Genomic DNA, 25,966 nt, shown 5'->3' with positions numbered 1-25,966 from the left:
AACGGGCCGCCTGCTACCAACCAACTCGCAACTGACAACCCCAAGCATGTACCAAGCTCTCAAACAGGCCTGCTACGAGGCCAACATGCAGCTGCCCAAGCTCGGGCTGGTGCTCTTCACCTTCGGTAACGCCTCGGTGGTGGACCGCGCCAACCGCGTCTTCGCCATCAAGCCCAGCGGCGTCCCCTACGACACGCTGCGGCCCGAGGACATCGTGGTGGTGGACTTTGCCAACCGCGTCGTGGAAGGGGAGAAGCGGCCCTCGTCGGACACCAAAACCCACGCGGTGCTCTACAGCCACTGGGAGCACATCGGCGGCATCGTGCACACGCACAGCACCTACGCCACGGCCTGGGCGCAGGCCCAGCTCGACATCCCCATCCTGGGTACCACCCACGCCGACCACCTCACCGCGGACGTGCCCTGCGCCCCGCCCATGGACGACGCAATGATCAACGGCGACTACGAGCACCAGACCGGCTGGCAGATCCTCAACGAGTTTCAGCGGCGGGGCCTCTCGCCCGGCGAGGTGGAAATGGTGCTGCTCGCCAACCACGCGCCCTTCACCTGGGGCACGACCGTCGACATAGCCGTGTACAACAGCGCCGTGCTGGAGGAAGTGGCCCGCATGGCCTACCTGAGCTGCACGTTGCGCCCGGGGCTGCCGCGCCTCAAAGACGCGCTCATCCGCAAGCACTACGAGCGAAAGCACGGCCCACAGTCGTACTACGGTCAAAGTTGATACCATCTGCTGCTACTGGCGGCTGCTTATGCTCACCAGGCCAACAAGGCATGCGGTCTGGTAACGCAGGTTACCAGCCTGCTCGCCGCGTTAAACAAAGACGACCGCCGATGAGCACGCTGCTCCTGTTGGCGGTTTGATCTACACAATCGATAATTCAATTCTGTTCACCTGGCGGTGACCGGCGCACCCAAGCCGGCACTGCGTTCAGCCTTTTTCCATGATTGACCTTTCGCAGTACGAAGTCTGGTTTGTGACCGGCAGCCAGCACCTGTACGGGCCCGAAACCCTGGCGCAGGTGGCCCGCCACGCGCAGCACATTGCTGACGCGCTGGGCGCGGCCTTGCCCGTCAAGGTGGTTTACCAGCCGGCCCTCACCAGCCCCGACGAGGTACACCAGCTCGTGCAGCATGCCAACACCAGTCCCAGCTGCGTAGGCTTGGTGGCCTGGATGCACACCTTCTCGCCGGCCAAGATGTGGATCAACGGCCTGAAAATCCTGCAAAAGCCGCTGGCCCATCTGCACACGCAGTTCAACCGCGACATTCCGTGGGCGGACATCGACATGGACTTCATGAACCTGAACCAGTCGGCGCACGGCGACCGGGAGTTTGGCTTCATCGGGGCCCGCATGCGGCTGAAGCGCAAGGTGGTGGTGGGCCACTGGCAAAGCCCCGGGGTACACGAGCGGTTGAGCGCCTGGGCGCGCGCCGCCTGCGCCTGGGCCGATTGGCAGGGCGGGCGCATCGTCCGCTTCGGCGACAACATGCGCTACGTAGCCGTAACCGAGGGCGACAAAGTAGAGGCCGAAATCAAGTTTGGCTACAGCGTGAACACCTACGGCATTGGCGACCTGGTGGCCGTCATCAATGCGGTGCCGGCCGCCGACGTGGACGCGCTGCTGGCCACGTACCAGCAGGAATACGAGCTGGGCGAAACGCTGCGGGAAGGCGGCCGGCAGCGGGCCTCCCTGCGCGAGGCGGCCCGCATTGAAGCGGGCCTGCGCCGCTTTCTGCACGACACCAAGGCCATCGGCTTCACCGACACCTTCGAGGATCTGCACGGCATGGCCCAGCTGCCTGGCATTGCTACCCAGCGCCTGATGGCCGAGGGCTACGGCTTTGGGGGCGAAGGCGACTGGAAAACGGCCGCGCTGGTGCGGGCCATGAAAGTGATGGGCGCCGGCCTGCCCGGCGGCAACTCCTTCATGGAGGACTACACCTACCATTTCGAGCCCGGCAACGAGCAGGTGCTCGGTTCGCACATGCTCGAAATCTGCCCCAGCATTGCCGCGGGCAAGCCCCGGGTGGAAGTGCACCCGCTGGGCATCGGCGGCAAGGCCGATCCGGCGCGCTTGGTGTTCAACTGCCCGGCCGGCCCGGCCCTGAACGCCACCATCGTCGATTTGGGTCACCGCTTCCGAATGGTCGTCAACGAGGTAGAGGCCGTGGCTCCGGCGCAGGACTTGCCCAAGCTGCCCGTGGCCCGGGTGCTCTGGAAGGTGCAGCCCGACCTGGCCACCGGCGCCGCGGCCTGGATCTACGCCGGCGGCGCGCACCACACCGGTTACAGCCAGAACCTCACCGCCGAGTACCTGGAAGACTTCGCCGAAATGGCCGGCATCGAGTGCGTCATCATCGACGCCGACACCCGGCTGCGCACCTTCAAGAACGAGCTGCGCTACAACGAGGTAGCGTTCAGCCGGCCATAACCGCCTCAGCGCCATTAGGCCGAACTGGCCGCCCCGATGCCCGGAATGCAGAGTGGCCGGGCGTCGGGGCGGCTCGGTTTAGACCAGCCCTTGCACGAAGGCGCCGGTGAAGTCCGGGGCGAAATGCAGTACGTTGGGCAGCCCGGCGAATTCGGGCTCCTGGTGCGTGGTCGTCAGGATGACGCAGCGCATACCGGCGTTGCGGGCTGCCTCGGCGCCCTTGGGCACGTCTTCGAAGACGAGGCAGTCGGCCGGCGCGACGCCGAGCTGCTCGGCGGCCTTGAGAAAGGTTTCCGGGTGGGGCTTGCTCAGCGTCACGTCGTCGGCGCTGACGATGGCCTGGAAGTAGCGGCGAATGCCGAGGTTGTCGAGGACGAAATCGATGTTGAAGGGAATGGCCGCCGAGCCGATGGCCATGGGAATGCCCTGCTGGTAGGCCCGGGCCAGAAACTCGTCCAGGCCCGGCAGCAGCGCCAGGTGTGGCCGGAACGCCTGCTGGTAGCGGCGCTCTTTTTCCACCGACAGCCGCTCCATTTCCTGGGCCGTGAACCGAGCCGCGCCGAACATGCGCACCAGCACCTCCTGGTTTTTGCCGTACATCTGCGGCTTGACCTGCTCCCAGGAAAAGCTGCCGCCCAGGTCTTCGTTGAGCAGTTGTTGCCAAGCCTGGGTATGGAACTCCATGTCGTGAATCATGGTCCCGTTCAGGTCAAAAATGAATGCCTTCATGGTAGGAGGGGATGCGTAATGCCGAAAACCGAGTGACCCCAAAGGTCCGGTTTTCAGCCGAACCGCTAAAATGACGCTGGAAGTGGGCTGCTGCTCTGGGCCGCGGCTACTAATGCCGCGCCAGCCACCGGCTTCACCTGCTTTTCACAACCGATCGTGTAAGTTGGGGTTGTTCGTATCAAAAGTCGACCACCCAGCCATAACGCGTCCCGGGTTCGGAGCCCGATAGCAGCACTCTGGTAGCCCCTATGACCACGGCCGGATGATGGGCCAGAGTTTATATTTACACAAAGCATTGTGCGCTTTCCTGTATGGCCCCCCGCAACAAACCCGCCGCTCCCGGCAACAACCCCGTGTCCATGGCCGACCTCGCGCGCGAGCTGGGCGTGTCGATGACGACGATTTCCCGGGCCTTGAGCGACCACCACAGCATCGGGCCGGAGATGAAGCTAAAAGTGCTCAAGCTGGCCAAAAAGTATAACTACCAGCCCAACCGGCTGGCCTCGGCCCTGCGCAAGGGCAAAAGCCAGCTGCTGGGCATCCTGGTGCCCTACATCGAAGGCCGGTTTTTTCCTTCCGTGGTGCACGGCATCGAAACGGCGGCCAGCCGGGCCGGCTACAACGTTATCATCTGCCAGTCGAACGAGGACGTGCAGCAGGAGCGGCGCAACGTGGAAAGCCTGCTCAGCGCGCAGGTGGCCGGCATACTCGTGTCGCCCTCGCGCACCACGCTCGACTACCGCCACTTCGAGAAAGTGCGCAGCCGGGGCCTGCCGCTGGTTTTCTTCGACCGCACCGTGGGGGCCGACCGCGTGCACGCGGTGGTGCTCGACGACCAGGAGGGCGGCTACGCCTCCACGCGCCACTTGCTGGCCCGTGGCTGCCGGCGCATTGCCCACGTGGCCGGCCCGCAAACGTTGAACATCTACAAAAACCGCCGGCAGGGCTACCTCGACGCTTTGGCCGAAGCGGGCATTGCCGCCGACGAGGCGCTGATCGACTACGCCGACATGACCCAGGAACACGGCGCGGCCGCCATGCGCCGCTGGCTGGCGCTGCCCCGGCCGCCCGACGCCGTCTTTGCCGCCGGCGACTACGCGGCCCTCGGGGCCATGCGCGAGGCCCGGCGCCAGGGGCTGCGGGTGCCCGAAGACGTGGCCCTGACCGGCTTCAGCAACGAGGCCTTTACCGTCATGACCGAGCCCACGCTCACCTCCATCGATCAGCGCTGCGAGGAAATGGGGCAGGCCGCCGTGCGCCTGCTGCTGGAGCTGATCGAGGCGGGCGGCGCGGCGTTTGCGCCGCGGCAGGTAATGCTGCGGCCCGAGCTGCTCATCCGCGGCTCCTCGCAGTCGGCAGTGGAGGCTTCGGCGGCAAGTTCGTTGGTCAACGCGGCCGGGCACTAGGTCTTCTGCGCCGATGCCACCGCCGTACCTGCTCTTTTTGGACACCGAAACCACCGGCCTACCCGCCCGCTGGCAGCGGCCCTACGCCGAGGAGTGGGAGTGGCCCAGCATCGCGCAGCTGGCCTGGCAGGTGTATACCTTCGACGGGCAGCTGGTAACATCGGATGCCGCTTACCTGCGGGTGCCCCGCGCACGCATGACGGCCGCTTCCGTCGCGGTGCACGGCCTCACCGTCGAATTTTTGGACGAGCACGGCGAGGCGCCCGCGGCCGTGCTGCAGCGCCTCTTGGCCGATCTGGAGGCCTACCAGCCCCGGGTCATCGGCCACTTCCTGCGGCTCGATTTTCACGTCCTCGGCGCGGCCTTGCACCGGGCCGCGCTGCCCAACCCGCTGCCCGTGCTGCCGCAGTTCTGCACCATGCAGGTCAGCCACGACGCCCGGCTGCACGGGCGGCCCCGGCAGCTGCGCCTCTTTGAGCTGCACGAGCTGCTGTTTGGCGAGCGGCTGGTGCGCCTGCACGACGCGGCCATCGACGCGGCGGCCACGGCGCGGTGCTTTTTCGAGCTCCGGCAGCGCGGGCTAATCACCGATTCCGGCCTCGACGCGCAGCCGCGCCTGAGCGTGCCCGGCGGCCCGGCGCGCGGCCGGCGCCGCGGGTGGCTGTGGCTGGTGGCGGCGGGCGGGTTACTGCTGTTATTTCTGTTTTACTGGCTTGTCAATGGATAACCGCCTGGCTTTTCTGCGCACCGTAGCGCCCTTCAACCTGTTGCCCGACGACGTGCTGCTGGGCGTGACGGCCCTGCTGGTGGAAGTGCAGCACCCACGCGAGGTGCTGCTCTACCAGCAGGACGCCACCAAGCTGCGCAGCCTCGACATCGTGGTGGAGGGCGGCTACGAGACGTTTTTCTACGACAGCCAGCAGCACAAGCGCCTGCCCGAGTTTTACGGGCCGGGCACCTGCTACGGGGGCATGTCCATTCTGCTGAACAAGAAACGCTCCCTGCGGACCGTGGTGGTGCGCAAGGGTACGCGGGTGCTGCAGCTGCCGCGCCGCGACTTTCGGGCCCTGTGCCTGGCCTACGAGCCGTTTTTTCACTATTTCACGGCCCGCTACGGGGAGCGGATGCTCAACGAGGAATACGCGCATTTCGTGAAGCCCGTCACCCCGACCGGGCAGAACTTCCTGGTGGCCGATCAGCTGTTTTCGCGGCGCATCAGCACCGTGGAGGTGCGCGAGCTGGTGGTATGCACCGGCCACGAACCCATTTTCGAGGCGGCCCGGCGCATGGCGGCGGCCAAGGTCAGCTGCCTGTTCGTGACCGACGAGCCGGGCGGCCGCATCGTGGGCTACTGCACCGACATCACCCTGCGCGACGCGGTTATTGCCCGCTGCCTCGACGCGCGCCGGCCGGTGGCGGAGGTGGCGGCCACGCCGCTGGTGGCCATTGCGCAGGAGGCGTACGTGTACGAGGCCATCCTGCGCATGTTCCAGACCAAGACGCGCTACCTGCTGGTGGAGCAGGACGGGCGCTACGTGGGCTTTTTGAGCCGCAACAAGCTGCTCAGCGACCTGGCGCAGTCGCCGTTCATGTTCATTCAGGCCGTGAAGCTGGCCCAGAGCACCCGGGAGCTGAAGCGGCGCTGGGAAATGGTGCCCGACATCGTCAACCAGCTGCTGAGCCGGGGCGTGAAGGCCGACATTGTTAACCAGGTCATCAGCACCGTGGCCGACACCATCGCGCTGAAAGTCATTGAGCAGGTGCTGGCCGCGCACGGGCCGGCGCCGGCCCGCTTCGTGTTCATGGTGCTCGGCAGCGAGGGCCGCAAGGAGCAGACGCTGGTCACCGATCAGGACAACGCCATCATCTACGAGGACAAGGCCAACGAGCAGCGCGAGAAGGTAAGGGCCTACTTCCTGCGCTTCGCCACGGCCGTGTCCGACGAGCTGAACCACATCGGGCTGCACTACTGTTCGGGCGGCTTCATGGCCAAAAATTCCAAGTGGACGCACTCGCTCTCGTACTGGAAAGGCTACTACCGGCAGTGGATGGGCGAATCGAACCCCGAAACGGTGATGCAGGCGGCCACCTTTTTCGACTGCCGCTACCTCTACGGCGACCCGGCCCTGATGCAGGAGTTGCACGCGTTTCTGCGCGAGGAGCTGAGCCAGCCCCTCGACCGGTTCCTGTTCTACATGGCCAAAAACGCCCTGCAGTACGAGGCCCCGCTGACCTTTTTCCGCGGCTTCCGCACCTTCGCCCAGGAAGGCCATCAGGTGTTTGACCTGAAGAAGGCCATGACGCCCATCGTGGACCTGGTGCGCGTGTACGCCCTGCAAAACCAGATTTTCAGCACCAATACCGGCGAGCGACTGGCCCGGCTGCGCGAGCGGGGCGTGTTCAAGGAGCAAGAGTACCAGGAGCTGCTGCAGGCCTATTACTACCTGATGGGCATGCGCCTGCAGAAGCAGGCCCGCCAGCTCATCGAGGACCGCACGGTGCCCACCAATTACCTCGACCCCAAAACCCTCACGCAGGTGGAGCAGGTCACGCTCAAGGAAATCTTCAAAGTCATCGGCGACTTCCAGCTCAAGATCAAAGTCAGCTTTACCAAGTCGCTGTAAGTCTGCTGTATCGAGAGATAAACCTCTATTTATGAATGCGTTACAGGCCTGACGGCGCTTTTTGGCCGACAACTTTCCCACGCTTGAGCTGCGGGCGCCCTTGTTTTACAACTGGCCGAAGGCGCTACGTTTCGACCTGCAAGCGTCGAGCCCCGGCGAAAAGGGGTATTTCCAGGAGGTGCAACGGCAGGCTACGGCCCTGTTGGAAGCCGCTTTTGCGCCCACGGACACGGTGTTCTTGGTACTGATGGATCGTCGGTATCGACGACGCAAGATTCGCTTTACAGGCTTCAGCTTTCGGCAGATCCAGGGCCTGCGGCGGTCGGAAGTCGGCTACGCCAGGCTACAGCAGCGCTACGAGCGCGACGAATGGGATAAATGGAACCTGGCGGTAATTCAGCTAACCCTTAACCGCCTGCTCTACCGCAACGTGTTACAAGCCATTGCCAACACGGATTTTCAGCCGCGTCAGCCCCGGCTCGACGGGCGGGGCGTGCTGAGCAATCAGGAGGTATACCTGCTGAACGTTGACCGCAAGCTGATTTTTCACATGTACGACGACCGGGGCCTGGACCTGCTGGCTACCGACCTCGAAGTGTTCAGACCGGTCTACGAGCAGTTCAACGGCTGGTTACTGGACTACGACCGCAGCAGGATGGAGGCCGCCCTGAGCGTGCCCCAAGCGCCCTGAGCAGGGCTGACAAGCTGTAGTTTCCGGGTGCACGCTTAATTTCGCCGCCGTGCCGCTGGCATCCAGCGGCACTTTTTTCTCGATATTCCGCTCATGGCAGAGTTTGCGGACCAGCTGCGGCTGGCGCGGCGCGTGGCGCTGCAAGTATTGGCTTCGCTGTTTCTGGTCACGGTGGCCTGGGTGCTGGTGTACCGCTGGGTGTCGCCGCCGGCTACCTGGCTGATGCTGGAGCGCCGCAGTCACCGCCCCGAGGCCAACTACGGCGGCCTGCTGCCCGAAGACGCCTCGCGCCGCATTCACTACCGTTTCGTGTCGCTGGCGGAGGTGTCGCCGCAGCTGCCGCTGGCCCTGGTGGCAGCCGAAGACCAACGCTTTCTGATGCACCACGGCTTCGACACCGACGCCATCCTGAAGGCCGCCAAGCACAACTTCGGCGAGAAAGGCAACATCCGCGGCGGCAGCACCATCTCGCAGCAGGTGGCCAAAAACGTGTTTTTGTGGCAGGGGCGCAGCTACGTGCGCAAGGCGGCCGAGGCGTACTTCACGGTGCTCATCGAGCTGCTCTGGGGCAAGGAGCGCATTCTGGAAGTGTACCTGAACGTGGCCGAAATGGGCGACTGCGTGTTCGGGGCCGAGGCCGCTGCCCGGCAGCACTTTGGCAAATCAGCCAAGAACCTCAGCTCGTCGCAGGCCGCGCTGCTGGCCGCCGTGCTGCCCAATCCGCTGAAGTTTCAGGCCGCGCACCCCGGCCCGCAGACCCGCACCAAGCAGCAGCGCGTGCTGCGCAACATGCGCCGCCTCGGCGGCACCAGGTTTATTCGCGAAGTGCTGGAATAATGATGATGCTCCGCCGATCCTACGCCGCGGCCCTGCTGCTTGTGCTGCTCGCCGCCTGCTCCCCCGACCAGTCTTCCGTCCCCACCACGCCGCCCGCGGCCGCGTACTCCGCCGCCGACGAGCAGCAGATTCGCGCGGTGCTGGCCACGCAGGCCGCCGCCTGGAACCGCGGCGACATTCCGGCCTACATGCAGGGCTACTGGCAGTCCGATTCGCTGCTGTTCATCGGCAAAAACGGTCCGCAGCGCGGCTGGCAGCGCACCCTCGCCAACTACCGCCGCAGCTACCCCGATGCCGCCGCCATGGGCCAGCTCGACTTCGCCCAGCTGCGCATCCGGCCGCTCAGCCCCGACGCCGCCCACGTCACCGGGCGCTGGCACCTGGCCCGGCCGCAGAAGGGCGACCTGCAGGGCTGGTTTACGCTGGTATTCCGCAAACTCGATGGCCGCTGGGTTATCGTGGCGGACCATTCCAGCTGAATGGCCACCGAACCAGCTGATAACCGACTGCCTGCTCATCAAAAAGGCCCTTTCCGCGCGGAAAGGGCCTTTTTGATGAGCAGGCAGCCGCAAGTGCGCTTGGGCATTTAGCCGACTGTCTTTCCGTCCTGCTCGGCCACATCGCCCGGGTCTTCGGGGGTGGCTTCGTCCTTCTGCTTGTCGGCTTCCACGGCGTTGACGGCCTCCACGTACACCAGCCCCGAGGCGGCGGCGTGCTCGGCGGCGTGCACCGTGTCTTTGACCAGCAGCATCTCCACTTTGTCGTTGCGCAGCTCCTCGGCCACGCGCTGCACCATCACGGTGCGCTCAGGCAGGTTCACATCGCGGATGTAGATGGCCAGCACGCGGCCGGGGTGGCGGCGCACCACCTCGCGGTAGATGTTGGCGTCTTCCTGGCCCGAGTCGCCGATGAGCACGAAGGGCAGCTCCGGGTAAGTGAGCAGCAGGTTGTCGATTTCCTTGAGCTTGTGGCCGTGGTGGGCGGAGGCGTCGCCGGATTTCTTGCCCTTGAGGGCCATATCGCGCAGCAGCAGCGGGCCGGGCGGAATCTCGTTGAGGGCCAGGAAGTCCTCGAGCAGGTCGTAGAGGTTCCACGGCGAGGACGACACGTAGAAGAAGGGGTTGTTGCGCTTGCCGTTGCGGCCGAGCTGCAGCTGCCGGTAGAACTCGGCTACGCCCTTGAAAGGCATGCGCGAGCGGGCGTTGCGCAGCAGCACCGTGCGCGCCATGCGCAGCAAGTCGGTGGCCGAGGTCTGGATAACGGTGTCGTCGAGGTCGGAAATGATGCCGTATTCGGCATCGGTGGGGGGCACCAGCACGGGGGCGTGCACGGCGCGGTCTTCGGGCAGCGGGGCCGGAGCCTGCAGCAGCTCTACTTCCACCGGGTGCCACAGAAAGTCTACCGCCGGGCTGAGCACCCGCGGCTCGATGTTGAGCGTGAAGTAGCCTTCCTCGTCGGTCACCACGGAGTGCTCCGAGCCGTCGCCGGGCCGGATCAGGAGCTGGGCGCCGGGTATTTCCTGCGAATCGAAGCGGCGGTACATGTTCAGCAGGTTGTTCCAGCGCGAGTCCGAGGGGTCGGGCTCCCCAATGCTTTTGTCGGTGAGCACGCGGCCCTTCACGTAGAGGCGGGTGGGGGTGCCGTAGCTGCGGTAGGGCACGATTTGCACGGGGTGGAGCAGGCCCAGGCGGGCGCGGGCGCGGCGCAGCAGGTCGTCGGCGTTTTCGGCCAGGTTGTGGAGGTGGTCGAATAGGGGCATAGAAGCGGAATGGTTGGCGCTAAACTACACAACGGAACCGGCGGCTCGGCCGTTGGGGTAATTTCCGTCCTGCCATCCGGTTTAGGGTTGTATCCGCCTTATGCAACGAGTTTTTTTCGCCACGGCCGCCCTGCTGCTGCCCGCCTGCGCCCCCCGTCCGTCGGCTACTGATGCTACTGCTGCCGGCGTGGAAGTGCGGCTGCAGGCCGAAGCCGAAACGGCCTACAACATCGTGTGGCTGCGCGCCACGGTGGCCAACCGCGGCACCCGGCCAGTGCGGCTGCTGAACTACGCCGACACCGTCGAAACGGCCTGCTCGCCGCCGGCGAGCCTGCAGGTGCTGGCCCTGACGCCCGCCGGCGACTCGGCCGCGTTCTGCCAGCGCTGCCCGGCGCCGCCGGCGGGCCGCCGCTACGTGACGCTGCGCCCCGGCCAGGAACTCACCACCCGTTTTCAGGTCGATTTCAACCGCGTACTGCCCCGGGCCGTGCTCGACACGGCGCGCAGCTGCCGGCGCTACAACAACCGCACCTTGGGCGCCTACCAGTTCTCCGTGCGCTACCTCGACGGGCGGACGACGCCGGCCCGCAGCCTGCCCGTGGTGGTGCACCGCAAACAATAAGGCCAGCCGCAGGAGCGGCTGGCCTTAGCGGGTGGAGAAAAAACAGGCGGAGCTTACAGCAGGCTTTTCAGCTCGGCCAGGGCGCTGCTGTTCACCGTGCGGTTGCGGCAGTTCAGCTCCGTGGCTTTGGTCTGGATGGCCTGGATGCGGTTGTCCGGGTTGGGGTGGGTGCTCAGAAACTCGGGCGTGGTGTTAGCGCCTTCCTGCTGAGCCTTGATGAAGAAGCCGGCGGCGCCGTCGCAGGCGTAGTGGCCGGTGCCGTTCAGGTACACGACCGAGTACTGGTCGGCTTCGTTTTCGAAGTCGCGGCTAAACTTGAGCGTGCCGAGGCCGGCCGCAACCTGGGCCAGCTGACCCGGGTTTTCGCCCAGCGCCACGCTCAGCAGCAGGCTGATGCCGTACTGATTTTGCAGCTGCCGCGAGGTGTGGCGGCGGTCGGCGTGCGCAATTTCGTGGGCCAGCACCCCGGCCAATTGGCTTTCGTCGTCGAGGTACTTGATCAGCCCGGTAAACACGTAGATGTGGCCGCCGGGCGAGGCAAAGGCGTTTTGCGTTTCGTCGTCCTTGATAATTTTTACGTCCCACACGAAATCGTTGCGGTGCTGCAGCTGCCCGGAGTTCAGCACGCGGTTTACCACGCCGTCAAGCAGCTGGTAAGCGCGGGCGTGGCGGGCGTCGGTGCGCTCCAGCAGCTTGCCCTGGGCCCGGTAAGTGGAGTCGGTTTCCTGGGCTACCTGCGCGCCGAGGTTGATGTCGTCTTCCACGCTGAAGAGGAGCGGGTTGCCGTCTTTATCAGTGCAGGAAGAAGCGGCAAAGCCCAGCGACAGGGCCAGGGCGCCGAGGACGTATAGGCGGGAAAAGGTGCGTCGGAACATGGGTGTTGGTGGCAAAAAGAAATGATGAAAACGGGTTGGCTGACGAGCTAAAAGAAAAAACGGTGCCAGTTTCGTTTGGGGCCGATACGCGCCGCGGGGGAGGGGTGTTGCGGCGGAAGCCGCGGCTGGTAGACCCGCGAATGGCTTTTGCGTAGCTTTCAGGCCACTATTTTTTTCGCCCCCAACGCCATGAAGACCCGCATTGGTGTGTTGCTGCTGGCCGTGCTCGGCGGCTGGCTGCTCGCGCGCACCGCCACGGCCCGCCCCCGCGAAACCGGCTTTCTCGACCGTACCCTCACCCTCAACGGCGTGGCCCACCGCTACCAGGTGTACGTGCCAGCCAATTATTACGAGCGCGCCGCCCGCCGCACGCGCTGGCCCGTCATCCTGTTTCTGCACGGGGCCGGCGAGCGGGGCACCGATGGGCTGCTGCAAACCCAGGTGGGCCTGCCCGCCAGCCTGCGCCGCCACGTGGAGCGCTGGCCCGCCGTGGTGGTGATGCCGCAGTGCCCCGCCGAGCAGTACTGGACGATGCCCGCCATGATGGAGCTGGCCCTCACGGCCTTCGAGCAGACCACCCGCGCGTTTCGCACCGACCCCGACCGGCAGTACCTCACGGGCCTTTCCATGGGCGGCTACGGTGCCTGGAAGCTTGCCGCCACCTACCCCGGCAAGTTTGCCGCGGTGGTGCCCATCTGCGGCGGGGCGCGCCTGCCGGCCGTACTCAAAGCCAACGATGCGGTGGACCCCGGCGCCTACACCGCGCTGGCGCAGGGCATCGGCCCGAGCGCGCCGGTGTGGGCCTTTCACGGCGCCAAAGACACCGTGGTGCCCGTAACGGAAAGCCGGCAGCTGGTGGCCGCTTTGCAGCAGGCCGGCGGCTCGGTGCGCTACACCGAGTACCCCGAGGCCACCCACGACTCCTGGACCGCTGCCTACGACGACCCCGAGCTGCCCCGCTGGCTGCTGCAACAGCGCCGCTCCCCGGCCCGGAAATAGACGCAGCCGCGCCGCCGGCCGCCCCGTACAAGGAAGGCCCGATGCCCTGCCGTATCGGGCCTTCTTTGTTTCCCCGTAGCCTGCTATCCATGCCTCCCTCCGTTGCCACGCCCCGCGTCAAAATCCGAAAAAAGAAGCTGGCCCCCGTTGAGGCCGATGCCCACGAATTGTACAAAGACCCCGCCCGCCAAGCCGAGCTGGCCGGCCTGCGCTACCTGCCCGATACCCAGCCCGGCCTGACCCGGCAGCTGGGCCGCAACGGCCACTTTCGCTACGTGAACCACAAAGGGGAGAAGGTGACCGACGAGAAGACCCTGGCGCGCATCGAGGCCTTCGTCATTCCGCCGGCCTGGTCCGATGTGTGGATTTCCCCCTCGCCGAACGCGCACCTGCAAGTAACTGGGCGCGACGCGAAGGGCCGCAAGCAATACATCTACCACCCGCTCTGGGACCAGGCCCGCAGCCTGACCAAGTTCAGCCGCCTGCGCGCCTTCGGCCAGCAGCTGCCCGCGCTGCGCCAGCGCCTGCAGCAGGATTTGAAGCGCCCGAAGCTGGACAAGCAGAAAGTGGTGGCGCTGGTGCTGACGCTGATGGATCAGTCGTTTATCCGGGTGGGCAACCGCGAGTACGCCAAGAAAAACAAGAGCTACGGCCTGACGACGCTGCGCGACCGGCACGTGCAGGTCGACGGGGCCGACGTGCGCTTCAGCTTCGTGGGCAAGAAGGGCGTGGCCCACGACGTGACCCTGCACGACCGGCGCCTGGCGCGCCTCGTGCAGAAGTGCAAGGAAATACCCGGCCAGCACCTGTTCCAATACTACGATGCCGAGGGGCAGCGGCAGGAGCTGGAGTCGGGCGACGTGAACGACTACCTGCGCGAGGCCACCGGCCTGCCGCTTTCGGCCAAGGATTTTCGCACCTGGGGCGGCACCGTGCGCATGGTGCAGTGCCTGGAGCAAGTGCTGCACGAGGAGCCCGAGCTGCCCAAGGAAAAAGTGCTGAAGAAGGCGGTGAAGGACGTGGCCAAAGACCTCGGCAACACGCCCACCGTCTGCTCCAAGTACTACATCCACCCGCAGGTGGTGGAGCTCTTCCACTCCGATAAGCTCATCGACTACCTGCGCCGCCACGACGCCGACCCGACCGAAAACGACCAGCTCACGCCCACCGAACACCTGGTACTGGACATGCTGGCGGAAGTGAAATAAAACAGAAGAAGGGCATTCCGAGCGCAGCCGAGTAATGCCCTTCTTCTATAAGTTCTGTTGCCGCATCAGCGGCCCGAGCCGTCCCGGTCGAAGGCGTGCGAGGCGACGCCCCGGGTGGTTTTGATATTCAGCTCGCGCGAGGCTTCCACCGAGTTGTTGCGACGGGTGTCGTAAAAGCGGGTTTTCTTGCCCGGGCCGGCCACGCGCGAGCTATCCGTGACGCTGTCTTCGCCGGGCCCCCCGTAGATATCGATGCGGGGGGAGCGACTCACCTGGCCGCGCAACACGAACTCGTCTTTGCCATCGAGCCCGTGCAGCAGGATGCGCCGGGTTTCGGCAGGCCGGAACACGCGCTGGTACTGCAGGCGGTTTTTGGTGTCGTCGGCCAGCGAATACACCCGCACTACGGTGGCCGAGTCGCTTTGCCGTTCCACCACGAAGCGTTCGGCTTTGTCGGTGCCGGCCACGGTTACCTCTTTCGCCACGAGGCGGTAAAACTCGGCGGCCGCTTCGGGCAGCCGCGCCCGCCGCGCCCGCAGCGCGCTGGTCAGGTAAGGGCCTTCGATGGCATATACTTCGGGCGGCAGGCGACGCACCGCCTGCGCAATGACCGAGTCGGTAAGAGCGGCCTGGAGGCGCCGGGCTTCGGCCAGCATCATCGGCCGCGTGACGGTCGGCAACGTGCGACTATCGATGAAGGCCGCGTTGCGGGTGTAGCCCTCGATGCTCTCGTACCGGGGCCTGAAGGTGCGGAACTTGGCCACGAAGCGGCTGCCCAGCCACGGCAGGATGCCGTCGTCGAACCGGAAAAAGACTTGGTCCCGGTCCTTGGGAATGGGCTCGTACACGCCGCCCGGCTGGGCTACCCAGTTCCACTGCCCCTCGTGCCGGTCCCAGTCGCCCAGCCACAGGTCGAGCAGGCGGGCACGGGCGTACACGTCGGCCTGCACGCTGGCGGCCGGGTTGGTGTACAGTTCGGCGAGCATGTCTTCCGATTCCACCAGATCGAGCCGGGTTTTGCGGTTTCCATCCGCCACTGGCACCTGGTCGCCCTCCAGCTTTTCCTCCAGCAGCACCAGCCGGCCCCGAAACCGCTCGGAAGCCGGGCCCAGGCCGTTTTCATCGGAGCGTACGTAGAATAGCCGGGGCGAAGTGTGGCGCACGCCGGCGGCCCCGGCCAGCGGAGGCACCACAAAGGCGCCGTAGGGCATGCCGGCCGAGGTGACGTCGCGCACCCAATTGAGCAGAAACGACTTCCGCGCTACTTTGGGCAGCGTTTTGTACGGGTCTTTGTCGAGGGAGCGAAGCGAATACTCGCGGTTTTGGCGGCCCTCCAGCGTCATGCTGGTCGTTTGGAAGCCGCCCCCGATTTTGCCGGGCTGCAGCCCGCCGGGCACCGCCGTATCCAGGCGGAGCACCGGCGCCGCAATCGGGGTGGCCCATACGCGGCGGTAGTGCGTGCCGAATAGTAAGCGGTGCAACGGGCCACGCTGGTAGTGGCGCCCGGCGGTGGCGCGCACGCTTACGGCATCGGCCGGCAGCGGGGCGGCATCCACGCGGGCATCGGGCTGAAAGAATTGTTGCCGGGCGCAACCCGCGGTGAGCAGGGCGAGCAGCAGGGCGGAGCCGGTAATGCGGCGCGTCATGAGGCGAAAGAGGAGCAGAAGTCGGGCATAGGGTATGTTGTCCTTGAACGCAGCCCTGCCGGAAATGGCCGAACTCGACCGCCCTGCAGGCAACCGCACCTGCGTGCAGGCGGTATAACAAGCAGCCTTCTCTGGCCTGGGGTCGTTGTCGGCTCCGTCTACCGTTGCCGCCTTGCTCACGTTGCTGCCCACCACCCGTCTTTTACTGCTGGCCCTGGGCTTGCCCGCCACGGCTCCCGCACGCGCCGTGGCGCAGGCCGCTCCGCCCGTCATCGGGCCCGATTCGCTGGTGCACGTGGCGGCCGGACCGCAGTACCGCCGCGGCTGGGTGCACCAGCTGCTGTGGGGCTTTCATTACCGGCAGGAATGGGCCACGCCCGTCACGGCGCCGGTGCTGAACCTGCGCACGGTGGTGCCCGGGGGGCTGCGCCCGCTCAAGGAAGGCGGCAGTTTCCAGACGCACAACCTGCGTCTGCTGGCGCCCGACGGGCAGCAGTACGTGCTGCGCTCGGTCGACAAAGATGCTACGGCGGCCTTGCCCGTGGATCTGCGCGACGGCTGGATCGGGCGGCTCATGAAAGACCAGACCAGCGTGATTCACCCGTACGGGGCCTATATCGTGCCCCGGCTGGCCCAGGCCGCGGGCGTGTACCATACCAATCCGCGCCTGTTCTTTTTGCCCAATGACCCGGCCCTCGGCGAATTTCGGACGGCGTTTGCCAATGCCCTATACCTGTTCGAAGAGCGGCCTGAGGGCGACCAGCGTACCGTACGCAGCTTTGGGGGCTCGGCGCAAGTCGTCAGCTCCCGCCAGGCCTTCGGGCAGCTGGTGGCCTCCTCGCGGCACCACGTGGACGCGCGCCGGTACCTGCGCAGCCGCCTGTTCGATATGTGGCTGGGCGACTGGAGCCGCCGCGAGGACCAGTGGCGCTGGGCTTCGTTTCCCGGCCCCGACAGCACCACCGTGTTTCGGCCCATTCCCCGCGACCGGGACCACGCTTTCTTCAAGTTCGACGACGGCGTGCTGACGCGCATCGTCAGTTTCGTCAAAACCAATTACCAGACCTTCGGCCGCGACATTCACCTGCACGACGTCGAGGGCCTGAACCGGGCCGCCCGGCCCATGGATAAGACGCTGCTGGTGTACCTCACCGAGCAGGACTTTCAGCAGGTGGCTGACTCGTTGCGGCGCGCGCTGACCAACCCGGTCATTGCCGAGGCCCTGCAAGTGTGGCCGCGGGAGGTGTACGCGCTATCGGGCGAAGAATTTCAAGGAAAGCTGCAGAGCCGGCGCGAGCAGCTGCCGCGGGTGGCGGAGGAGTTTTACCGCCAGCTCGCCCGCGACGTGGAAATTCCCGGCACCGACGAGCCGGAGCGCTTCGTGGTGGAAGCCGCCGGGCCGTGGCAGGTGTGGGTGCGCGTGTACGCCCGGCGCGCCGACGGGGCCAACGGCCGCCTGATCGGCGAGCGGCGCTTCGACGCTCGCCAGACCGGCTCCGTCAGCCTGTTCGGCCTCGGCGGCAACGACGAGTTCCTGCTCATCGGCCAGCCCGACCGGCGCCTGCGCATCAACTTTTACGACGGGCAGGGCCAGGACCTGGTGCAGCAGCTGCAGGTGCCGCCCCGGGCCCAAAAGGCCCGCGTCACCGTGTTCGACTCCGGCGACGGCAACACGTTGAAAGTGGAAAAAGAGCTGGTTGAAGTGGAAGCCTACCAGCCCAAAGCCGCCGAGTACAACGGGGCTGGCTGGCTGCTGCGTCACCGCCTGTACTAAGCGGCGCCGTTAGTTGCCGTGGAGGTGGTCGATGCGAAACATGCCGGCCGCGTAGTTGTCAGCCAGGCGCACGGCGTCGCGGCCGCCCGCCACCGCGCTGAGCTGCGCGAACCGGATGGGGTGGGGGCCGTCGAACATCCTGAGCACATTGGCCTTTATGTGCATTTTGGGGGTGGCCTCGGCGCGGACGCGCAGGGCCGCCGTGCCGCTGGGCAAATTCAGCACGATGGTCCGGATGGTGTTGTGGGGGTGGCGAAAACCGGCCACGTCGTAGAACAGGCCGCCGTTGCCGGGGGCTTGCGGCGAGCTGCCGGTCAGGCGCAGGTACACGTAGCCCGAGTTCCAGTCCCAAAACATGCCGTGCACCGGGTCCAGCGCTCCGGTTTGCGCGCCGGCGACGTTGCGGGCGCTGTCGACGCCAATGGTAAAGGCAAGCTTGCGGTAGTCGCCCACGGGCACGTCGCGCAGCGTCAGGTGCTGGGAAGCCGTTTGGGCGTGGTCGACGAGGTAATAGCTATTCGGGGCGTCCCAACTCGAGCCGTCGGCACGTACAAGCTTCAGATTCGAGAGGTAATACTTCAGCTCGGCCACCCGAAATGCGTCGCCGCTGGCCGTGGGGTAGCTGGTGTTCAGGGCCAGCGGGCTGCTGCCGATTACATTCTCCACGTGAATTTCCACTGCGCCGGTCAGGGTAGCGGGTTGGGGCTGTTCTTTTTTGCTTTCGCAGGCGGCCAGGAGCAGCAGGCTGGCCAGCAGCAGGAAGTAGGGGCGAGGCATACGTGGGGCGCAGCCCGTTGAGCGAGCAGGCTGCCTTCTGCCACTCGTAAAGCCGCCCGCCAGGGTTGCCCGGCGCGGTGCATCACCGCCTAAGCAAACACTTTCACCTTGTCCTTGTGCTTGGTGCGCATGTACTGGCGGATGATCTGCTGCACGTCCTTGTTGTCGGGTTGCGCCTTGATGACGTCCTTGAACGCCTCCAGCCGCCGCGCCGTGAACGTCTCGTCGATGTAGCCGAAGCCCAGGTAACGGCCGTGCTCCACCAGCACCACGGACCGCTCGCCCGCCCGGCGTCCCTGCCCCACGACGACAAAACTCTGGTGCTCGTAGGTGATGCTTTCCACGGCCTCTTCCACCCGCTTGTTGTACTCCTCGGCCGGCTCCAGGCCCACGCACGCGCCCTTGCAGCGGTGCACCTGAAAGTCGAAGCAGGAACTGCTGGTTTTATACAGGTCGCAGAGCTTCTGGCAGAGGTTGTACTTGGCTACCTTATGGTACAGGAAGCCTTTGGCCTTGAACTGGTTGCCGAGTGCAATGATGGGAATTTCCAGATTGTTGGCGTCGGCGCGGCCGTAGTACAGGCGCTTGTACCCGTTCTCATCCACGCGCATGTAAATGCCGGCCGGAAACACCGAGCGGCGCTGTGCCCGGTTGTAGTGGGGCTTCAGCCGCTTGATTTCCGCCGATTCGTGCAGCAGCGCCACCAGCTCCGAGCCCGTCAGCTCCCAGGTAATGTCGGCGATGGAATTCTTAAAGTCCAGCGACTTGCGCGACTTGTAGTCCACCGCGAAGTGCTGCTGAATGCGCTTGTAGATGTTGATGCTCTTGCCCACGTAGATGACGTCGCCGTCTTCGTTGTGGAAGTAGTACACACCCGCTTCCTGCGGCAGCGAGGCCACCTTCTCGGGCGTAATCAGCGGCGGCAGCAGGGCCGTCTTGATGGCCTGCTGCACCGCCGCGATGCGCCGCGGCGAAGGCTGTTTGGCCGGGCGGTTGCCCGTGGGCGCGGCGGCGTCCACGGCCATCAGCTTGTCGGCCGGAGCGGCCTGCTCGTAGCCCGGCGCTTCGGCCTGCTGGCTGATCTTGAGCAGCCGGTCGAACAGAATGGACGTGGCCTCGGCGTCGCCGGCGGCGCGGTGGCGGTTGTTGAGGGGAATGCCGATGTTGGCGCACAGCTTGCCGAGGCTGTAGCTGGGCTGGCCCGGAATCAGCGAGCGGCTCAGGCGCACGGTGCACAGGGTCTTGCGCGAGTACGTATAGCCCAGGTCGGCAAATTCTTTTTTGAGGAAGCTGTAATCGAAGCGCACGTTGTGGGCCACAAACACGCAGCCCTCCGTCATCTGCACCACCTTCTTGGCCACCTCGTGAAAGCGCGGCGCCTCGCGCACCATGTCATCGGTGATGCCGGTGAGCTGTTGGATGTAGAAGGGGATGGGCCGCCCGGGGTTGAGCAGGGTCGCGTACGAATCGACCACCTTATCGCCGTCGTGGATAAAGATGGCTATTTCGGTGATGCGGTCCTGCGTGGGCTGGCCCCCGGTGGTTTCAAGGTCAATGATGGCGTACAATCGAGCAGCAGCTAAAACGTCCGATAACGGATGATAACAAAGTTAGCAGCCGAAAAGGTGCCGGCGCTGGTCACGGGCCGCCGTTTGGGCGTAGACCGAAAACAAAAGAACGGCCCGCCTTGCGACGGACCGTCCCTTCTCTCAACAGCCAGGTTAACCCTAGCGGTTGGATGCTTTCCACTGCGTAATCTGGTTTTTGGCCGCCAGGATTTCGCCGTGTTGCTTTTGAATAACCGAGGAGGCTTGTGCCGGAATACGATCCGACTTCAGAGCCGTTTCATACGCTTCCAGGGCCACGGAGTCACCGGTTTCGCACTCGCCCAGGATGGCGGTGTCGTTTTGGCCGGTAATGGCCGATTTCAGGTTGATCCAGCCGCGGTGAACGGCGGCGGCCGCATCGGTCAAAGCCCCTTCGATGGTGCCCTCCTGGCTCGGGCTTTGCACGCCCAATTGACGGGCGTGCTGCTCCAGTTCGGAGGCGAATTGGGCGCGTTGCTGGCTCAGGCGGCTCAGCTCGGCTTTCAGTTGCGGGTTCGAAACGCCTTCGGCTGCTTCTTGGTAGCCTTTGGCACCGGTTTTATTGATTTCTACCAGGTCATTGAAGGCCCGGGCCGATTCAGGTGTTATGGCGGACATGGTTGTGCGGTTTTGGTGTGGATGACGAACCCGAAGCGCGGCGGTCAGAAAGGTGCGCTTGCGGTTTCTGTAGGATTATACTTCGCGCCTTGCTGCCGGGTTGCGCCGGCTGGCCGAATTTCTTCGCCGCTAGCGTCCCACCATGTGCCAGAGGCGGCGGTACCACGGTTGGGCTTCCTCTTCATGACTTTTTTTCTTGGTGCTGTCCTCGCCCTCGGCCACGTCGCCGAGCAGGAAGCCAAACGGCTCCAAGGGCTTGTAAGCGTCGAACACCACCTTGAGGATAGCCGTGAGCGGAATGCTCAGAATCATGCCCGGCGTGCCCCACAGCGCGGCCCCCAGGATCAGGGCCAGGATAGCGGCCAGCGGGTTGATGCTCACTGAGGTACCCGTAATCATGGGCGTGATGAAGTTGCCTTCCAGAAACTGCACCACCACGAATACCCCGATAACCAGGGCTGCCTGCAGCGGGGAACCGGTTTCCACCAGCGTGATGATAGCCGGCAGGGCCGCCCCGATCATGATGCCGATGTAGGGAATCACGGCCAGTACCGAGGCGAAAACGGCGAAGAACACCGCAAACTTTACGCCCAGCGCCACCAACCCGATGCCGTTGAGGATGGCTACGATGATAATGACCTTGACCAGCCCGGTGATGTAGGCCTGCACCACCGTCTGAATGCTATCGACGGTATTGAGCACCGTCGTGCGCTTGTCGGGCGCGACGAAGCGGAACATGAACTGCCGCAGATGGTCGCGGTAGTACAAGAAGCAGAAGATGTAGATAAGCACCTGCGCGAGGTTGCTGAGCACGTCGGTGGTCGTGTTCAGGGTGGTGCCCAGGTAGGTGGTGCCCGATTTCTTCAGTGCTTTCACCGTCGAGTCCTTCACTTCCTCAATGCTCATCGGTTTGTAGCCGAACTTGTCGTGGGCCCAGTTCTGCGCCTGGTTGAAGAATTCCAGGACTTTCACCTGCAGCTTGGGCAGCTCGTCGCGGAACTGCGTGAGCTGGGAGCCAAAGCCCAAGATGATGCCGGTGACAATGAGCAGCACCAGCAGCAGACAGATGACGATGGCCAGCACGCGCGGTACCTTATGAGCTTCCAGCCAGCGGCTGATGGGCAGCAGCAACAGGGTGAACACCGCCGAAAAAGCAATGGGCAGTAGAATCGCGTCGAGCTCGTGCAGAATGTAGACCAGCAAGGTCAGCCCCATCAGCACAAACGTGTAGTAAATGACCGGGGCTTGCTTCACTTCCGGCGTTTGCGCCGGGTGCTGCGGCCGGTTAAAATTGTTGGGGGGAGGAAGCATTGCTAAAAATGTTGGGAGAAAGGAGGGGCGGAGGGGCGGAGTATTGCGAGCTTTTTCGGAAATTTGAGTGAACCTACTCCGTGCAGCGGCAGTTAGGGAACGGCGCGATTTGCCAAAAAAAATAGCATGAGCGCCGGGCGTGGCATAGGCGGAAACCCTGCCTTTTCTGCGTTATTTTACCGCTTAAACGTACTGAAGGATTTTAGGAATGGCTGACGAACAACTCGCCCTCGACCACGCATCTGCGCCCACCGCCGACCACGGCTACAACGAGGATTCCATCCGTTCGTTGGACTGGCGGGAGCACATCCGCTTGCGCCCGGGCATGTACATCGGCAAGCTCGGCGACGGCTCCTCGGCCGACGATGGCATTTACATTCTCGTCAAGGAGGTGATTGACAACTCCATCGACGAGCACATGATGGGCTACGGCCGCACCATCGAGGTCAAAATCACCGACCAGCGCGTGACCGTGCGCGACTACGGCCGCGGCATTCCGCTGGGCAAGGTGGTGGACGTGGTCAGCAAGATCAACACCGGCGGCAAGTACGACTCCAAGGTCTTCCAGAAGTCGGTGGGCCTGAACGGCGTCGGCACCAAGGCCGTGAATGCGCTCAGCACCAATTTCGTGGTGCAGAGCGTGCGCGACGGCCTGATGAAATCGGCCGAGTTTCAAGCCGGGCAGCTCGTGAGCGACCCGAAGCCGGTGAAAACCTCCCAGCGCAACGGCACGATGATGTCGTTTGAGCCCGACAACGCCATCTTCCGCAACTACCGCTTCATCCCGGAGTTCCTGGAAAGCCAGATGTGGAACTACGCGTACCTGAACGCGGGCCTGACCATCAACTTCAACGGGCAGAAGTTTCACTCCGAGAACGGGCTGAAGGACCTGCTGGAGCGCAAAACCGACCCGGAAGCCATTCGGTACCCGGTGATTCACCTGAAGGGCAACGACATCGAGATGGCGCTGACCCACGGCAACGATTACGGCGAGGAGTACTACTCCTTCGTGAACGGGCAGTACACCACCCAGGGCGGCACCCACCTGGCGGCCTTTCGCGAAGGCATCGTCAAGACCCTTCGCGAGTTCTACAAGAAGGAGTACGACGCCACCGACATCCGCGCCAGCATCGTGGGGGCCATTGCCATCCGCGTGCAGGAGCCGGTGTTCGAGTCGCAGACCAAGACCAAGCTCGGCTCCATCGTGATGGAACCGGACGGGGCCACGGTGCGCAACTTCGTGGTGGATTTCGTGAAGGAGCACCTCGACAATTTCCTGCACAAAAACTCCGAAACGGCCGAGGCGCTGAAACGGCGCATCGAGCAGAGCGAGCGGGAGCGGAAGGACATGGCCGGCGTAAAGAAGCTGGCCAACCAGCGCGCCAAGAAGGCCAACCTGCACAACCGCAAGCTGCGCGACTGCCGCTTCCACTTCGGCGAAAACTCCAAGGACGTAGACAAGGAAGCCCTGACCACGCTCTTCATCACGGAGGGCGACTCGGCCTCGGGTTCCATCACCAAGTCGCGCAATGTGGAAACGGAAGCGGTGTTCTCGCTGCGCGGCAAGCCGCTGAACTGCTTCGGGCTGAAAAAGAAAATCGTCTACGAAAACGAGGAGCTGAACCTGCTGCAGCATGCCTTGAACATCGAGGAAGGGCTGGAGGGGCTGCGCTACAACCGCGTGGTCATTGCCACCGACGCCGACGTGGACGGCATGCACATTCGGCTGCTGCTACTCACCTTCTTTCTGCAGTTCTTCCCCGATCTGGTGCGCAACGGCCACGTGTACATCCTCGAAACCCCGCTGTTCCGGGTGCGCAACAAGAAGACGACCATTTACTGCTACGACGAGCGGGAAAAGCAGGCGGCCATGCGTAAGCTGGGCCGCAACCCGGAAATTACCCGCTTCAAGGGCCTCGGCGAAATCTCGCCCGACGAGTTCGGCAAGTTCATCGGCGACAACATCCGCCTGGAGCCGGTCATCTTACAGTCGGACCGCTCCATTCAGAAGCTGCTCACCTACTACATGGGCAAAAACACCCCGGACCGCCAGAACTTCATCATCGACAACCTGCGCATCGAGAAGGACCTGGTGACCTCCGACACGCTGCCCGTCGAGACCGTGCTGGAAGCCGACCTGGCGTAACGCCACCGGGTGCTACTTTCGCCGCCCCGCGCCGCAAGGCGTGGGGCGGCTTTGTTTTAAGGCCCCTGAGCCAGCTGCCGTGGCTCTACGCAGCACGTTCGCTCAGTCGGTAGCGGCCCGGCAACGGGAAAAGAGCCAGCAGATGGGCCAGGTTTTGAAAGCCAGCAGGGCCAAAGAAAATCGAGCCCGCTGCTGCCGCGCCAAACCCTTAATTTTGCAGATTCAACGCTTGGCTTGCTTGCATGAAACACCTGTACTGCTCCTTTTTTCTGACGCTGCTGACCATCGGGGGGGCCCGCGCCCAGGTTGGCATTGGCACGACTACCCCCCACGACAAAGCCGTGCTTGACCTGCAGTCGGCCGCCGGCGACAAGGGCCTGCTGATTCCGCGGATGAGCGAGGCCACCCGAGCCGGTATTGCAGCACCACCCCAAGGCTTGCTTGTATTTCAGACCGACGGGACGCAACCGGGATTTTGGTACGCCACTGGGGCCGGCAACACGTGGCTGTACCTGCCGGATGCGTCGCGGGCGGGCAGCGCCGACAACTTGGGCGACCATACCGCTACCCGGAGCCTCAACCTGCAAGGCAATGCGCTGGTCGGCAGTGGCAGCAGCATTGGAACTGCCGTCGGGGTGGGCGTGACGGCGAGCGGTGGGCTGAATATCGGGCAGAACACGCCCGGCATGAACCTGACCATCGGCTACCAAGCCGGGCACAACACCGCCTACAACGCCGCCGCGTTTGACAACAACGGCAGTTACAACCAGTTTGTGGGTTTTAACAGCGGCTTTAACAACACTTCCGGTAGCCGCAACGTGTACCTGGGCATGGCCACCGGCTACTCGAACCTGACCGGCAGCCGCAACGTCATTATCGGCTTCAACAGCGGCAACGCCAACACGGCTTCCAGCAACCAGTTCATCGGCTATGCGGCCGGGCAGTCGAACACCAGCGGGCTGGCCAACCACTTCGAAGGCTACCAGAGCGGTTTCGCCAACACCACCGGCCAGCTCAACTACTTCAGCGGCTTTCAGACCGGCTTCAGCAACCAAACCGGCTCCAACAACTACTTCAGCGGCTTCGAAGCGGGCTACCGAGCCTTCGGCAGCAACAACCACTTTGCCGGCTGGGGCACGGGCTATAGCACCACGAGCGGCACGCAAAACCACTTCAGCGGCTACCGCAGCGGTTACAACAACGTCACCGGAGGCGGCAACCACTTCGAAGGCTACCACAGCGGCCAGAATAATACGACCGGAGGCGGCAACCTCTTCGTAGGCTACCAGAGCGGCAACGGTAACGTGACCGGCAACAGCAACTGGGCCTTTGGCAACAATGCTGGTCCGACGGTCGACGGGCTCGTGAATGCCGGGGCCATCGGCAACTTTGCCCAGGTCAGCCAGAGCAACAGCCTGGTGCTGGGCGGCACGGGCAGCACCGCCGTGAGGGTGGGCATCGGCACCCCGGCGCCCGCGGCCAGCCTGGAAATCAACGGCTACACGAAGCTCGGCTCCGATGCGCCGAGCATAAAAGTCAAAAAGCTCACGGCCACCGTTTCCGTCAACGGCGGGCCCACCAGCGTGGCGCACGGCCTTGCGTCAACTAAAATCCTGAGCGTAACGGGCTTGGTGGAGTACGCCCCGGGCTCCTATGTAACCTTGGGCTACGCCCAAGGGGCTTACCAAGTAAATGTGTACGTTGATCCGATGAACATAAATATTATTCCTCAGTCCAATAATTCGGCGGCCGTGTACGGCCGGCCGGTACGCCTGCTGGTCACCTACGAGGAGTAAATGCCGGTATGGAACGCGTCAAGGGCCCACCTGATTCGTACCAGCATGCGTACGGCTGCGCCAATCACGTGGACTGCGGCGCCATGCGCGGGTGCCCCGGCGGCGTTAG

The 25,966-nt window shown here is 64.3% G+C and carries 22 protein-coding genes; 14 read left to right on the top strand and 8 right to left on the bottom strand.

Features of this window, described 5'->3' with window-relative positions; translation table 11 throughout:
- Nucleotides 1-46: 46 nt before the first annotated feature.
- Entirely contained in the window at nt 47-742 is a 696-nt protein-coding gene (locus ACYVKQ_RS01640; protein ID WP_460574928.1) for an L-ribulose-5-phosphate 4-epimerase, read from the top strand.
- Nucleotides 743-962: 220 nt separating this feature from the next.
- A complete protein-coding gene (araA, locus tag ACYVKQ_RS01635) occupies nt 963-2,453 on the top strand; it encodes an L-arabinose isomerase (RefSeq protein ID WP_460574926.1) in 1,491 nt (496 codons plus the stop codon).
- A 78-nt stretch (nt 2,454-2,531) separates the two neighbouring features.
- Here the strand turns inward: araA and ACYVKQ_RS01630 are convergent, their stop codons facing one another.
- Nucleotides 2,532-3,182 (bottom strand): HAD family hydrolase, encoded by a 651-nt coding sequence (locus tag ACYVKQ_RS01630; protein WP_460574924.1) that lies wholly within the window; start codon nt 3,180-3,182, stop codon nt 2,532-2,534.
- Between the two features lie 311 nt (nt 3,183-3,493).
- Here ACYVKQ_RS01630 and ACYVKQ_RS01625 point away from each other — a divergent pair, with 311 nt between their 5' ends.
- The 6 genes from ACYVKQ_RS01625 (at nt 3,494) to ACYVKQ_RS01600 (ending at nt 9,219) form a co-directional block, all read left to right on the top strand.
- Complete coding sequence (locus tag ACYVKQ_RS01625) at nt 3,494-4,588, top strand: LacI family DNA-binding transcriptional regulator (RefSeq protein WP_460574922.1); 1,095 nt, start codon at nt 3,494-3,496, stop codon at nt 4,586-4,588.
- A gap of 37 nt (nt 4,589-4,625) precedes the next feature.
- Complete coding sequence (locus ACYVKQ_RS01620; protein ID WP_460574920.1) at nt 4,626-5,315, top strand: 3'-5' exonuclease; 690 nt, start codon at nt 4,626-4,628, stop codon at nt 5,313-5,315.
- Nucleotides 5,308-7,212 (top strand): DUF294 nucleotidyltransferase-like domain-containing protein, encoded by a 1,905-nt coding sequence (locus ACYVKQ_RS01615; RefSeq protein WP_460574918.1) that lies wholly within the window; start codon nt 5,308-5,310, stop codon nt 7,210-7,212. The genes ACYVKQ_RS01620 and ACYVKQ_RS01615 overlap by 8 nt, the downstream gene beginning before the upstream one ends.
- A gap of 61 nt (nt 7,213-7,273) precedes the next feature.
- Entirely contained in the window at nt 7,274-7,903 is a 630-nt protein-coding gene (locus ACYVKQ_RS01610) for a DUF3885 domain-containing protein (RefSeq protein WP_460574916.1), read from the top strand.
- Between the two features lie 93 nt (nt 7,904-7,996).
- Nucleotides 7,997-8,740 carry a biosynthetic peptidoglycan transglycosylase gene (gene mtgA, locus ACYVKQ_RS01605; RefSeq protein ID WP_460574914.1) on the top strand — a complete coding sequence of 248 codons (744 nt, stop codon included), beginning with the start codon at nt 7,997-7,999 and terminating at the stop codon, nt 8,738-8,740.
- A 2-nt stretch (nt 8,741-8,742) separates the two neighbouring features.
- Entirely contained in the window at nt 8,743-9,219 is a 477-nt protein-coding gene (locus ACYVKQ_RS01600; protein ID WP_460574912.1) for a YybH family protein, read from the top strand.
- 107 nt (nt 9,220-9,326) lie between these two features.
- On the opposite strand, the gene ACYVKQ_RS01595 is transcribed toward ACYVKQ_RS01600, so the two are convergent.
- Complete coding sequence (locus tag ACYVKQ_RS01595) at nt 9,327-10,499, bottom strand: App1 family protein (protein ID WP_460574911.1); 1,173 nt, start codon at nt 10,497-10,499, stop codon at nt 9,327-9,329.
- Nucleotides 10,500-10,599: 100 nt separating this feature from the next.
- On the opposite strand from ACYVKQ_RS01595, the gene ACYVKQ_RS01590 reads away from it, so the two are divergent.
- Nucleotides 10,600-11,121: a hypothetical protein gene (locus ACYVKQ_RS01590; RefSeq protein WP_460574909.1), complete on the top strand. Its 522-nt coding sequence runs from the start codon at nt 10,600-10,602 to the stop codon at nt 11,119-11,121.
- 53 nt (nt 11,122-11,174) lie between these two features.
- Here ACYVKQ_RS01590 and ACYVKQ_RS01585 read toward each other — a convergent pair whose 3' ends face one another.
- The gene (locus tag ACYVKQ_RS01585; RefSeq protein ID WP_460574907.1) at nt 11,175-11,996 is read right to left on the bottom strand and encodes a M48 family metalloprotease; all 822 of its coding nucleotides are present in this window, start codon (nt 11,994-11,996) and stop codon (nt 11,175-11,177) included.
- Nucleotides 11,997-12,185: 189 nt separating this feature from the next.
- On the opposite strand from ACYVKQ_RS01585, the gene ACYVKQ_RS01580 reads away from it, so the two are divergent.
- Together ACYVKQ_RS01580 and ACYVKQ_RS01575 are read left to right on the top strand one after the other, a co-directional pair.
- A complete protein-coding gene (locus tag ACYVKQ_RS01580) occupies nt 12,186-12,995 on the top strand; it encodes a carboxylesterase family protein (RefSeq protein WP_460574905.1) in 810 nt (269 codons plus the stop codon).
- Between the two features lie 89 nt (nt 12,996-13,084).
- Nucleotides 13,085-14,203: a DNA topoisomerase IB gene (locus tag ACYVKQ_RS01575; RefSeq protein ID WP_460574903.1), complete on the top strand. Its 1,119-nt coding sequence runs from the start codon at nt 13,085-13,087 to the stop codon at nt 14,201-14,203.
- A gap of 65 nt (nt 14,204-14,268) precedes the next feature.
- On the opposite strand, the gene ACYVKQ_RS01570 is transcribed toward ACYVKQ_RS01575, so the two are convergent.
- Nucleotides 14,269-15,849, bottom strand: coding sequence for a hypothetical protein (locus ACYVKQ_RS01570; RefSeq protein WP_460574901.1), 1,581 nt, complete (start codon nt 15,847-15,849; stop codon nt 14,269-14,271).
- 172 nt (nt 15,850-16,021) lie between these two features.
- On the opposite strand from ACYVKQ_RS01570, the gene ACYVKQ_RS01565 reads away from it, so the two are divergent.
- On the top strand, nt 16,022-17,623 hold the full coding sequence (locus tag ACYVKQ_RS01565; protein ID WP_460574899.1) for a hypothetical protein: 1,602 nt from the start codon (nt 16,022-16,024) through the stop codon (nt 17,621-17,623).
- 9 nt (nt 17,624-17,632) lie between these two features.
- Here ACYVKQ_RS01565 and ACYVKQ_RS01560 read toward each other — a convergent pair whose 3' ends face one another.
- The 4 genes from ACYVKQ_RS01560 to ACYVKQ_RS01545 all read right to left on the bottom strand — a co-directional run bounded on the left by ACYVKQ_RS01560 (nt 17,633) and on the right by ACYVKQ_RS01545 (nt 21,915).
- Complete coding sequence (locus tag ACYVKQ_RS01560; protein WP_460574897.1) at nt 17,633-18,400, bottom strand: MbnP family protein; 768 nt, start codon at nt 18,398-18,400, stop codon at nt 17,633-17,635.
- A gap of 89 nt (nt 18,401-18,489) precedes the next feature.
- Complete coding sequence (locus ACYVKQ_RS01555) at nt 18,490-19,968, bottom strand: exonuclease domain-containing protein (protein WP_460574895.1); 1,479 nt, start codon at nt 19,966-19,968, stop codon at nt 18,490-18,492.
- Nucleotides 19,969-20,127: 159 nt separating this feature from the next.
- Nucleotides 20,128-20,604 carry a ferritin family protein gene (locus ACYVKQ_RS01550; RefSeq protein ID WP_460574893.1) on the bottom strand — a complete coding sequence of 159 codons (477 nt, stop codon included), beginning with the start codon at nt 20,602-20,604 and terminating at the stop codon, nt 20,128-20,130.
- Nucleotides 20,605-20,733: 129 nt separating this feature from the next.
- The gene (locus ACYVKQ_RS01545; RefSeq protein WP_460574891.1) at nt 20,734-21,915 is read right to left on the bottom strand and encodes an AI-2E family transporter; all 1,182 of its coding nucleotides are present in this window, start codon (nt 21,913-21,915) and stop codon (nt 20,734-20,736) included.
- Between the two features lie 208 nt (nt 21,916-22,123).
- Between ACYVKQ_RS01545 and ACYVKQ_RS01540 the strand changes: the two genes are divergently transcribed.
- A complete protein-coding gene (locus ACYVKQ_RS01540) occupies nt 22,124-24,061 on the top strand; it encodes a DNA topoisomerase IV subunit B (RefSeq protein ID WP_460574889.1) in 1,938 nt (645 codons plus the stop codon).
- A gap of 242 nt (nt 24,062-24,303) precedes the next feature.
- Nucleotides 24,304-25,857 (top strand): hypothetical protein, encoded by a 1,554-nt coding sequence (locus tag ACYVKQ_RS01535; protein ID WP_460574887.1) that lies wholly within the window; start codon nt 24,304-24,306, stop codon nt 25,855-25,857.
- The last annotated feature ends 109 nt before the right edge of the window (nt 25,858-25,966 follow it).

The sequence above is a fragment of the Hymenobacter coalescens genome (assembly GCF_054783195.1).
This window is presented reverse-complemented; position numbering and strand designations above follow the sequence as displayed.